Origin of the sequence: Paraburkholderia bengalensis (genome assembly GCF_037126505.1) — a bacterium.
Lineage (GTDB): Bacteria > Pseudomonadota > Gammaproteobacteria > Burkholderiales > Burkholderiaceae > Paraburkholderia > Paraburkholderia bengalensis.
The window spans coordinates 21,343-32,744 of record NZ_JACFYJ010000096.1; the positions used below are offsets into that span (position 1 = coordinate 21,343).

Here is an 11,402-nt window from a genome sequence, read left to right on the forward strand (position 1 = left end):
GATCAAACCTCCGTATGCTCGACGACGACCCTTTGCGTGCCGCGCTCATCGCGACGGACCCTGAAGCAGGCCGCGTAGAGTGCTGGCAGGAAGAAAACCGTCAGCATCGTCGCGATCGTGATGCCGCCCATCAGCGCCGTCGCCATCGGCCCGAAGAAGCCGGAGCGAAGCAGCGGGATCAGGGCGAGGACGGCTGCAGCAGCCGTCAGCATGATCGGCCTGAAGCGCCGCACCGTTGCGCCGATGATCGCGTCAAAGCGCGCGTGCCCCGCTGCGATGTCCTGGTCGATCTGATCGACCAGAATCACGGAGTTGCGCATGATGATGCCGAACATCGCGATCACGCCAAGCAAGGCGACGAAGCCAAACGGCTTGCCAAACAGCAGCAGCGCAGCCACTACGCCGATGAGTCCCAGCGGCGCAGTCAGCACGACGATGAACGTGCGTGCAAAGTTCTTCAGCTGAATCATCAGCAGCGTCAGCACCGCGATGATCATCAACGGCATTTCCGCATTGATCGAAGTCTGGCCCTTGACGCTCTCTTCCACGGCGCCGCCCACGTCGATCCGGTAACCGACGGGCAGCTTTGCGCGCACGGTGGCGAGCGCCTGATTGATATCGCGCGTGACGTCGATGCCCTGCGCGTCACCACGCACGTCGGCCTGCACCGTGATGGTCGGCTGGCGATCGCGCTCCCAGATCACGCCGTACTCGAGCGTATCGCGCACATGTCCGAGCGAGCCAAGCGGAACTGGTCCATTGGGTGTCGGAATCGCCAGGCTCGTGAGCTTCGCCGGATCGACGCGTTCGCTGTTCGGCGCACGCAGATCGACGTTGATCAGCTTGTCGCGCTCGCGGTACTGCGTAACCGTGTAACCGGAGAGCGTCATCGCGAGAAAGCTGGACACATCCTCCGAAGTAACGCCAAGCTGGCGCGCCCTGTTCTGGTCGATCTCAAACGAGATGGAGCGTTCGGCCGGCTCGTCCCAGTCGAACTGGACGTTGCGCGTGCGCGAGTCGGCGCGGGTTTTATCGGCGACCGTTTCCGCGATCGAGCGCACTGTCGCGATATCGTCGCCGCTCACGCGAAACTTGATAGGAAAGCCGACCGGCGGACCGTTTTCGAGTCGCGCGACGCGTGTGCGCACGCCAGAGAAGTCCTTCTCCAGTTTCGCGTCGAGCCAGTGCATCAGTTCCTCGCGAGTCTCCACGTCCTTGGCCGTAATCACGAACTGCGCGAAATTAGGCTGCTGAAGCTGCTGGTCGAGCGGGAGATAGAAGCGTGGCGCGCCCGTGCCGACGAAGTCGACGAAGTGGTCGATCCCGGGCTTGCCCTCCAGGACCTTCTCGAGGCGCTTTGATTCGCGCAGGGTCGCCTCGAACGAAGCGCCTTCCGGCAGCCTGAGGTCGACGAGCAGTTCCGGCCGCTCGGAGTTCGGAAAGAACTGCTGCGGCACCCGCGTGAAGGCGCCCATCGCGATGACGAAGAGCACGGCGGTGACTCCGAGCACGACCCAGCGCCGGTCGATACACGCGGCGACCCAGCCCGACAGGCGCTTGTAGAAGCCCGTGTCGTAGACATCATGTTCATGGCCGTGGCCGCCACTCGCATGGCCCTTGCGCTCGGGAAGCAGGTGAAAGCCCAGCAACGGCACGAGCACGACGGCGGCGAACCATGAGACGACGAGCGAAATGGCCGATACCTCGAAGATCGAACGTGTGTACTCACCCGTGCTCGATTTCGCGAGCGCGATAGGCAGGAAGCCCGAAACAGTCACCAGCGTACCTGTCAGCATGGGGAATGCCGTGCTCGTGTAGGCAAAGGCCGCGGCGCGCATGCGGCTCCAGCCCTGCTCGAGCTTCACGGCCATCATTTCGACGGCGATGATCGCGTCGTCGACCAGCAGCCCCAACGCGAGCACGAGCGTGCCAAGCGACACCTTGTCCAGCCCGATGCCGAACAGATGCATGCACAGCGCCGTCACGGCCAGCACGATCGGAATCGTGATGACGACCACCATGCCGGTACGCAGGCCGAGCGAAACGAGGCTGACCACGAGCACGATCGCCACTGCCTCGCCAACAGCCTCGACAAAGTCGTCTACGGAATGCTTCACCGCATGGGGCATGCTGGCGACGGCAGCGAGCTTGAGGCCGGCCGGCAGACTTGCCTGCAGTTCAGCCGTCCTTGCATCGAGTGCCTTGCCGAGATCGATGACGTCACCGCCCTTTTGCATCGTCACACCGATGCCGAGCACCGCCTGGCCGCCCACGCGCATCTGCGTGACGGGCGGATCGTCATAGCCGCGTTTGATCGTTGCGATGTCGCCGAGGCGGAACGTACGCCGGTTGACGGTGACCAGCATGTCCGCGAGCGCCTGTTCGTCCTTGAACGCACCGCTTGGCCGCACGAACACGCGGTCGTCCGCCGTCGTGATGATGCCGACGGGCGCGACGGCGTTCTGCGCGTCGATGGCCTGCGCGAGCTGCTGCGGCGTGATGGAAAGGCGCGTCAGTTGCGCATTCGAAATCTCGACAAAGATGTGCTGGTCAGGATCGCCGAAGTAGTCGACCTTCGCCACGCCAGGCACGCGCAGCAGGACGGTGCGCAGCTTGTCCGCATAGTCGTGCAGTTGCGCGGACGTATAGCCGTCGCCTTCGAGCGCGTAGATGTTCGTGTAAACGTCGCCGAACTCGTCGTTGAAGAATGGCCCCACCGCGCCTTTCGGCAGCGTTGCCCGGATGTCGCCGACCTTCTTGCGCACCTGGTACCAGGTCTCGGGCACCTCGCGCACGGGCGCGGAGTCCTTCATCGCGAAGAAGATCATCGACTCGCCGGGGCGCGAGTAGCTCTTGATGTTGTCGACATAGGGCGCCGCCTGCAACTGGCGGCCGATCCGGTCCGTGATCTGCTCCTGCACTTCGGGGGCGGTTGCACCCGGCCAGTACGTCTTGATGACCATCGTCCGGAAGGTGAATGGCGGATCTTCCGACTGCGCCAGCTGCGTGTAGCCGATGACGCCGAAGAGCGTAGCCAGCCCGATCAGAAAAACCACAAGTTGCTGGTGCCGCAGTGCCCAGGCAGAGAGATTGAAACCGGTTCCGCTAGCAGCTGCTTTATCCGAATCATCCAGGGGCGCGCCGTCCCGCGCGTTTTCATGGTCGCGCGCGTTCATGTCGGGGAATCCTCTGAATGCAGTGGAGGCACCACTTGCACATGTTGCCCTGAGCTCACGGCATGCACGCCTTGCAGGACGACACGCTCGCCATCATGCAGGCCCGAGCCGAGAGATACCGTGCGCTCGTCGTATCGCTGGATCGTGACCGGGCGGAGCTCGAGGGTATCGCTACCGTTTCGAACGACCCACACAGCAGGCTTTTCGCCCTGATGAAAGAGCGCTGTCACGGGTACCGTAAAGGCCTCGCCTGCGGCGCCATCGGCTGCGACATCGAAGGCGACGTTGGCCGTCATGCCAAGACGCACTTCGGGACTCGGTGCGGCTAGCGTTAGCTTGACCCGCCAGGTGCGGCTTTCGGGGTCGGCCGCTGCCGACACTTCACGCACCCGGGCTTCGAGGATCTTGCCGGGCAGTGCAGGCAAGGTGACGCGCGCCTTGCTGCCGACCGTGAGCGAGTTCACCGTTCGTTCAGGCGCGTCGCAGACGATATCGACGTCCCCCGTCCAGTCGAGGTGATAGACCGCCTGCGTGGCCTGCACGTTCTGTCCGGTATCCACATCTTCCGATGTGATCACGCCGTCATGGTCCGCCGTGAGCGTCGCATAGCGCAGGTGGTCCGACGCCAGCGCCATCTGCGCGAGCGCCGACGTGCGCTGTGCAACAGCATTCGCGTAAGCGTCCTGCGTCTGTTCGAGTTGCGAAGCGGCGATCAGGTTCGCTCGCGATTGAGCCTCATCGCGATCGAGCTGCTGCTTCGCGAAAACAAGGCGATGTTCGGCGGCGTCGAGCTGCGCGCGGGCATTGACAAGGTTGTTCTGGAGATCGGTTGGGTCCAGCAGTGCAACGGTCTGCCCCGCCTTGACGGTGTCGCCGATGCGCACGCGCCGCTCGATGACTTTGCCTCCCACACGAAACGACAAAGGCGTGGAGTAGCGGGCCTGCACCTGGGCAGGCAACGAGGTACCCGCGACGCGCCCATCCGGACGAACCGCACGCGCAACAACGGGCTTGGCCTGCGGCACGACAGCTTCTCGCTGGTGGCAGCCGCACAGAAGGACCGCACTGCACGCCGCGATGACAACGGGAACCCCGTGCGTCGACTGGGACAGGAACGATAAGAGGGAGCGCGAGAGCTTCGGCGCGACAAGACCGGAATGTTTCACGATGTTCACAAGGCAGGTGATGAATCCAGATAGAAAGGCTCGGTGTCTGCGGATCGAGGCACGGTGTCTGCCAGCCCGTCCAGGACGTCTTTGCCGGATTCACCTTCCCCTTCGTGTCATGCCGGGAGGTTCCCTGCTTCCGCTGCATCCGGCGCACGAATGACATTAAACCCATTACTGATGCTATTGTCAATCATGACACTTAAATCTACAATCTGAAGAAACAGAGAACGGAGGCAACATGCCAGATGCCACGCATCCGCGCGCAGGTCGCAGGCAAACCGTCAAGGCGCCAATCGAGGGCCGTAAGCCCCTGGCAGGACAATCGCCCAGGCTAGCCCGACGCAGGGCCGAGACACGCGTCCGCCTGCTCAATGCCGCATTCGAGCTTGTTGGCGAGAAAGGAATGGACGGTGTCACCATCAACGAGATTACGGACGCCGCCGACGTGGGATTCGGGTCGTTCTACAACCACTTCGATTCGAAGGAAGGGATCTTCGCCGCGCTGGTTGACTGGCTTTTCGAGAAGTTCGCCGATACGCTTGATCAGGTCGCCAGTGGACTGGCCGATCCCGCGGAAGTCATCGCTGTTTGCGTGCGCCATACACTCTTGCGCGCCTGCCGCGAGCCGGTCTGTGGGCAACTACTGATACGCGAAGGACTATCTGCGCGTGCACTCAGCACGGGTCTTGGTCAGAGGCTGCTGCGAGATGCGGAAAGAGGCATGGCCGAGAAGCGCTTTGTGATTGCGGATGAATTGATGTGCGTTATCTCGGTGATTGGCACCGTACTCGCGGGAATCGCTGCTGAACTTGATCTCTCAATGTCGTCCAGGCGGGCAGTTTCCAGCCGGAAGACTCTCACCTCCAGGGCGGAAAAATTCGCCGAAGGTACGGCAGCCATCGTCTTGCAGGCTTTCGGTCTCCCACGCCTTGAGGCGGAAAAGATCGCCCGCCGTCCGCTGGCTGCAGTCCCGCAGGATGCGCCCGCCTGAATTGGCTCGGCGCCGTGTCAGCGCGACGGAAGACGGAGGACGGGTTTTGACTGCGACGCGTATGTGCCGTCCCCCTCGTGCGCAGCTCGGACGGCTACAGGTCCTCCCACAGGTCCGTCCAAGGAGCGCATTACTCGAAGATCCGCAGCGCCGCCTCTTCTGGCAACCCGATGCACAGCGGGCGCTGCGCAATACGTCATCACGCCCGGTAAAGAGAACTCCTGAGATATCGGCGACGCAGTTCGCGCAACGCCAAAGCAAAGACGGCACTGGCAGGCAGCGCAAGCAGGACGCCAAAGAAACCAAACAATTTGCCGAACGCCAGCAACGCGAAGATCACCGCGAGCGGATGCAGGCCGATACGCTCACCAACCAGCCGGGGCGTGAGAAAAACGCTCTCAAGAACCTGCCCGGTTGCATACACGACGACCACCGCGCCAATACCGTACCAGTCCCCGAACTGCAGGCCCGCAGCGAGTAGCGCCAACGCCAGCGCTGTTGCGAATCCGATATACGGAATGAAAACGGCAAGCGCAGTCAGCAGGCCGACGGGTAGCGCGATCTCCAGTCCAGCGAGCGCCAGCGTGGCGGGATAAAACACGGAGAGGATCGCGGCGACGAGCACCTGACCGCGCAGATACTGCGACATCATGTGATCGATTTCCGCAGCGAAGTCGCGCGTTCTGGTCAGCCAGCGACGCGGCACAAAGCTCTCCATGCGCTCGAACGCTTCATGCCTGTCATAAAGCAGATAGAAAAGCACGAGCGGCACCAGCACCAGATTCCCCACGAGCCTGACCATCATGTCGCCGCTTCTGCACAGGTACTGCCAGAGGGCGCTAGCAGCGCTGCGCTCGTCGGCTATCAGGTGCGCTGCCAGCGCGTCGCGCACATTCGTCATATCGAGCGAGTAGCTGAGCCCCAAATAAGCTAGCCGCGGCCTGAGCGCGGCTTCAAGCCGGGCCGCGAACGACGGAAGCTGCCGCGTGAGCAAAGGCCCTTCCTTCTGGATCACCAGAAGTCCAAGCAAGATGAGCGACGCAGCAAGCAGCGCCAGGAGAGCAATCATCAAAAGCGCGGCCAGACCTCTGGGCACGCGGTGACGCACCAGCCACTCGACGCCCGGCTGCAAGACATACGCGACGATTGCACCCAGGAGAAACGGTGTGAGAACGGGACGCAAGCTCCACAGGAGAAACGCCGCCAACAAGGCGACAGCTCCCCAGAAGAGCGATTGACGATGGTAGGCAGTCATAGGTGCACGGCTTCTGGCGTTCGGGTATATCCGGTTGTGCGCACGCAAGCGGCGTCAATCTTGGGTTCACCGTGCGTGCTGTTTTCCATGCGCCATTTGATGGAGCGCTGGCGGCGGCACGGTAAACGCACCGGCGACTTCCAGTGATGATTATCTTATCACTATTGTGGTTTGTGTCAATTTACTGAAACCAGCCACGCGTCTCCCTGCATCTCGGGAAAGCCCCGTTCGGTGGGATACCAGGCACGCCGCCAGCGTTGCTCGCTGCAGCATATGCCTGGACCATTGCCAGCGTGAGCAGCGAAGCGACTTATCTCCTCATGCTGCAAGACCGACTCAACCTATCGCATCCGTTGTATGACGGCCAGTCGGTCGAGAGCGTCAATGGATGCGCATGCCCGTTAGCGATATCAGTCGCTCCAGTTGCAGTAGCGCGTCGCCCAACAGGTCAATAGCACTGTTAGGGGTGGATGCCGTCGCAGCACTGCGAAGCGCATCCTGAACGATCTGATGGGCGTTTTCTGGTCGCGCCTTGCCTGCCTTTGCGATCGACTGCTCTTGCATTGGTACTCCTGCGTTGGAAAAAACGATCCGCCACCGACGTGTGGTGACGGCGGGCAGTATATGTGCGTCAGACGCTAAAACGACGACCGCAATTGTCTGTTGCCAGCTCGCCAATAAAGGGGCAGAGATCCGCCAAATGCGCGAGCGCGCATGCGGTTCGCCCTGCAGTGACTACTGAGGCTGTGGGGTTTGCAGGCGCGCTTGATCCCCGCAGCGCAGAAGCATTCATCCAGACAGACAGTTTCACGACTCGAACGACGATGCGACGACGCGCAGCACGAGGGCAGAGCTTCTGATCAGACCATTTCCCGGCATCGATCTGCTTGATGTAATTCTTTCGCGCAATTAACGCGAGTCGAGTGCCTTGATATCGACACGATCTCCGCGACGCGGACACCTACAGGTCAGCGACCCACTGCCGCCGGTCAGTCCGGTGGCAGCCTTCAGACGGGTTCCGAGTTAAAGCCGTCGTTTGCACTGACGCTGGTGCGAAGACACGTCGAAGATGAGAGCTGCGCCGCATCACAGACACCGGACCGTGCGTTGCACCGCAATACCTTCTGCACGGAGCACACGACGAGCGCGTCGGGAGGAAGAACGCAGGACGTCGACAACAGCGCCCGCCGGGGGCTGAGGCGCTCGGATGGACAGATATGCGGACGAGAATGAAGGGCGCTCATCGTCATCTCCCTATAGGCAGCAAGGAAGAGAAGGGGCTTGCGCGCTCCAGTTCGCTTGCCGTGCTGCGGGGCAAACAAATCGAAACACGCAGTGCGCGCCGCGGGGTTATCGCGCGCACTGCCTGAGCAGCACATAACTGAGCTTCACTGACTAAAAATTTTAAGTTGCTGAAAACCTCGCACCCATCGGTTCCATGCCATCTCGCCGTAGCCGGCCGCCGGGCGGCGCATCCAAGAAGTCGGGCCCGCTACGAGGAAACGTTCAATGATCCGTCCGTCGTTCACATCCGCCTGGTCGGCAACGTATGATGCGTTGCCGTATCCCGTCGAGTCGGGACGTGTTTGCCCCTTTTCGGGCCGCTGCGTCACTGGGTCGGCGGCGACCTACTGATCGCTCGACAGGCAGCCTTTTCCACACGCCAAGGCGAAGATCCACCTCACTGCAATGCCACCGTCGTAGCAACCAGGCTGACACGCTCCGACGGGATGCCGGGCGCACTCAAGACAAACGCTCCTATTTGCAGAACAAATCCGCTCGCACGACGTCGGCGGCGGCTCGGTATCGTTTTTACGTTGATCGCGGTGAAGGGGAAAGCCCGTATCCGCGAGACTGCAAAAATTGCTCCAACAGACATGATCCGGCGTCTGTTCACAGTCGGCATGCGGGCATTTTGTGGCCCAGCGAGCGGCATATGTCGCAAATCGGCCATTCGTTGAAAAGGTTCCTTGCTGTTCGGGTTCGCGTGCGGAAACAGTGGCGAACGATCAACGCCGCCGACCTTTACTACATGCAGTGGATCATCGCCGAGACTTTCCCCTATGTCTTCGATGATCCGCACGAGTATGGCTTTGAGTTTGTCGATCATCCGCCGGCCAGGGCGCTCGAAGTGTGACCTTGGCCGAGGATCGACGGGCGAACCTCGAGCCATTACCCGCACGCGGCGCGAGGCAACGCGCACCTCGAGGTCGCGTCGCCCCATATCGGTTCACCGCTTTGTTGCAGTCCGGGCCTGGTCGGCCTGTTTGATCACCCCGTTTGAAGCGGAGGCTGCGGCTGCGCCGTTATTCCTGGCGATTTCCTGCGCCTGTTCAGCCGCTCTTTTGCTGGCTTCAATCGTCGCGTTCGTGGCCTCGTTCGCGGCCGTGATAACAGATTGCAATGCATTCACGGCAGCCCCCGTCCCCGCCGGTGCATTTTTCGCCACAGTCTCGACAAAGACTTGCGCGTCGTGCTGTCGCTGCTTGAAGTGTGACTCCACGCTCGCGGCCAGTTCTGCCTGGGCGCCGGACATGATGTTGTACACATGCCGCCAGTACGACTGTACTTCTTCCATGGCCGCTTGCGCCCGTCTGGTCTGCAACGCGAACAGCTCCTGCGTGTCGCCGGTTGACAACGCCGCGCGCGCGATCGCCTGATTTTCGGCAAGCGTCGACTGGGTCGCCCGCAAGTTCAGTTCCGTCAGCTTCTCGATGCAGCTAAACGCCTTGGTCCACATGTCGGACAGAGCTTCGAAACTGGCGCTTTGTGAGACGACCACCTGGTCACCTGGAAGATTGCTCATGATGACCTCCATCTGTGAATAGTGACGGGTCTCCCGAGGAACTGCTCGATGTATTCAGAGCAGTGCTCCCGGGCAGGGATTAGTTGCGCAGCAATGGCCGCTCCCGGGTTACCACTCTGAACCACAACGGAAGGCTTCGAGTCGCTCCAGGAAGGGGATGGTCGTAAATACAGGGGCGCAGACGCACCGGCGATGAATTGTGTGGAAAGTGGCACTGGGCTTGCTGTCATAGGCTTATTGTAAGAGAGCGCGCCGCGCATGCGTTGCGCGGCAGGGAGCACGTCATGAAAGCGCTTGATGCAGTGCCGCGCGCACGAGGCGCGGGTGCGGCGGTCGCGCTGTCCGCATGTTTGGCCGGTTGCTACTACTATGCGCCCTACGGCTACGTTCCATACGGCGATGTACCGGCGGCCGTGACGCAGCCATATCCATTCACGATGCCCGATGCCGCCACATCTGGCACAGCTTCAGATGCGACTGCATCGACGAACACCTATCTCGCAGCCGCCGCGCCGGTCTTCGTCGAGCCGGCGTATTATCCCGTCGCGTATCCGTACTACGGCTGGCCGTGGTGGGGACCTTCGCTGTCGCTGAGCTTCGGCTATTGGGGTGGCTGCTGTTACGGCGGAGGCCATCATGGCCACTGGGGCCACGGAGGCTGGGGCGGCCACGGCTATTGGGGCCACGGGCACGGAGGCAGCTGGACTGGCCACGGATACCGATGGCGCGGTGGCGGGAGTGGCTGGGGCGGCGGTGGCCACTACTGGGGCGGTGGCGGACGTCATGGGTCAGTGCACTGAACGGCAGGCCGTCCGTAAACGGGCGCCGATTGCGTAAAGTTGTCTCGTAGAAACATGGGAACCGGCGAGCGGCACCCCGCCGGCCAGAGCGCCGCCGGGATATCTAGAAGCGCGTAGTCGGCATTCCGGTGATACTTGGGCACACAACGATTGGCGGGGAACAGCTCCTGCACTGCAATGGAGTCCCGCGGCGGGGAGCGCGTTCGATAATCTGTCTGCGCGAGCAGAGGCCGCGTAAGCGGAGCGACCTCCCGTCGGACATCGGCTTGAATCCGTGCGGGATGCGGATCGAGGCGCCTGCCTGACGTAGTCGTAGATGAAAGGCTGCAGGTCGTTGATGCGCTTACCGGAAATCGGGATGTGCGCCACCGCCGTCCGTTCGGACCTGGCGCTCGACGGCCGTGGTGCTGGCTAGCTGATCCGGCCAGGTTCCCCGCCAGAAACGGCGACGGTACTTCGATCGCGCAAACAAATCGGTTTGTACTATTGCGCCGCGCAGCATCTGGTGCAGAGATCCGCGCAGGCAGTTAGGCGCGCGTTCGCCCGTCGACTGAAACTGTTATAACTGTGCGGTCGGGATGCAACCGATCTTCTATGCAATGCGTCCTATGGCCGCGCCGCTGCGCGCGTGTACCCTACATCGATCGAGGGCGACAGTCGCCCCTATGGACTCTATTGGAAACGGTCTTTATACGGCTGGCCACCAGTCCTGCCCAACGGGCCATCGCATAATCTGGGTCCCCATTTCCCTTCACCAGCATTCGTTTGGGAACCTGTAACGCGGGACTTCCTCAACATCGGAAACAGATTGCTGGCTTGTAACGGCGCTCGAAAAATCCGATCATCGCCAGCAGCGAACACCTGCTCTTTGACATCGTCTTGCCCTCCGTTCTGCGCGCCCGCGCCGGCGAGCGATTGCGGTCGTTACGTACATGAACCGGTAGACCACGTTCCGGGTCCGGCGCTTCCGCGGAGTCGGTCCCGTCGTTACATGCCTGCCTCGGCGAGCGCTGATAATTTGTCGACCTGAGTTGCCGATCGCTGATCGGCACAATCCTGCTGCGCCTGGGCGCGGGGTCATGACTTGCCTTTGCTGATGCGAATATCGGACGGATTTGCAGTTAGAGATTTGATGTGAGCTAGCCTCCGTTAAGCGTTGAATCGCGGGTTGTCCACGGGCGGGCGGCGGGTCGCCTCTCTCGATC

The 11,402-nt window shown here is 61.8% G+C and carries 8 protein-coding genes; 2 read left to right on the forward strand and 6 right to left on the reverse strand.

Features of this window, described 5'->3' with window-relative positions; genetic code table 11:
- Positions 1 to 2 precede the first annotated feature (2 nt).
- Positions 3 to 3,176: an efflux RND transporter permease subunit gene (locus H3V53_RS35155; protein ID WP_336601753.1), complete on the reverse strand. Its 3,174-nt coding sequence runs from the start codon at positions 3,174 to 3,176 to the stop codon at positions 3 to 5.
- Entirely contained in the window at positions 3,173 to 4,351 is a 1,179-nt protein-coding gene (locus tag H3V53_RS35160; RefSeq protein ID WP_419539646.1) for an efflux RND transporter periplasmic adaptor subunit, read from the reverse strand. Before H3V53_RS35160 ends, H3V53_RS35155 begins: the two co-directional genes overlap by 4 nt.
- Positions 4,352 to 4,583: 232 nt before the next feature.
- Between H3V53_RS35160 and H3V53_RS35165 the strand changes: the two genes are divergently transcribed.
- Positions 4,584 to 5,336, forward strand: a complete 753-nt coding sequence (locus tag H3V53_RS35165) for a TetR/AcrR family transcriptional regulator (RefSeq protein WP_336601754.1) — start codon at positions 4,584 to 4,586, stop codon at positions 5,334 to 5,336.
- 199 nt (positions 5,337 to 5,535) lie between these two features.
- Here H3V53_RS35165 and H3V53_RS35170 read toward each other — a convergent pair whose 3' ends face one another.
- From H3V53_RS35170 to H3V53_RS35185, 4 genes are all read right to left on the reverse strand, one after another.
- Entirely contained in the window at positions 5,536 to 6,591 is a 1,056-nt protein-coding gene (locus tag H3V53_RS35170) for an AI-2E family transporter (RefSeq protein ID WP_336601755.1), read from the reverse strand.
- Positions 6,592 to 6,972: 381 nt separating this feature from the next.
- Positions 6,973 to 7,155 (reverse strand): hypothetical protein, encoded by a 183-nt coding sequence (locus H3V53_RS35175; RefSeq protein ID WP_336601756.1) that lies wholly within the window; start codon positions 7,153 to 7,155, stop codon positions 6,973 to 6,975.
- A gap of 1,117 nt (positions 7,156 to 8,272) precedes the next feature.
- The gene (locus tag H3V53_RS35180) at positions 8,273 to 8,701 is read right to left on the reverse strand and encodes a hypothetical protein (RefSeq protein ID WP_336601757.1); all 429 of its coding nucleotides are present in this window, start codon (positions 8,699 to 8,701) and stop codon (positions 8,273 to 8,275) included.
- Between the two features lie 120 nt (positions 8,702 to 8,821).
- Complete coding sequence (locus H3V53_RS35185; protein ID WP_336601758.1) at positions 8,822 to 9,397, reverse strand: phasin family protein; 576 nt, start codon at positions 9,395 to 9,397, stop codon at positions 8,822 to 8,824.
- A gap of 284 nt (positions 9,398 to 9,681) precedes the next feature.
- Here H3V53_RS35185 and H3V53_RS35190 point away from each other — a divergent pair, with 284 nt between their 5' ends.
- A complete protein-coding gene (locus H3V53_RS35190) occupies positions 9,682 to 10,197 on the forward strand; it encodes a hypothetical protein (protein ID WP_336601759.1) in 516 nt (171 codons plus the stop codon).
- Positions 10,198 to 11,402: the final 1,205 nt, after the last annotated feature.

What these genes read in the sequence shown, in the direction of transcription:
- H3V53_RS35155 (WP_336601753.1), bottom strand. Translation starts at nt 3,176, where the DNA reads ATGAACGCGCGCGACCATGAAAACGCGCGGGACGGCGCGCCCCTGGAT.
- H3V53_RS35165 (WP_336601754.1), top strand. Translation starts at nt 4,584, where the DNA reads ATGCCAGATGCCACGCATCCGCGCGCAGGTCGCAGGCAAACCGTCAAG.
- H3V53_RS35170 (WP_336601755.1), bottom strand. Translation starts at nt 6,591, where the DNA reads ATGACTGCCTACCATCGTCAATCGCTCTTCTGGGGAGCTGTCGCCTTG.
- H3V53_RS35175 (WP_336601756.1), bottom strand. Translation starts at nt 7,155, where the DNA reads ATGCAAGAGCAGTCGATCGCAAAGGCAGGCAAGGCGCGACCAGAAAAC.
- H3V53_RS35180 (WP_336601757.1), bottom strand. Translation starts at nt 8,701, where the DNA reads ATGATCGACAAACTCAAAGCCATACTCGTGCGGATCATCGAAGACATA.
- H3V53_RS35185 (WP_336601758.1), bottom strand. Translation starts at nt 9,397, where the DNA reads ATGAGCAATCTTCCAGGTGACCAGGTGGTCGTCTCACAAAGCGCCAGT.
- H3V53_RS35190 (WP_336601759.1), top strand. Translation starts at nt 9,682, where the DNA reads ATGAAAGCGCTTGATGCAGTGCCGCGCGCACGAGGCGCGGGTGCGGCG.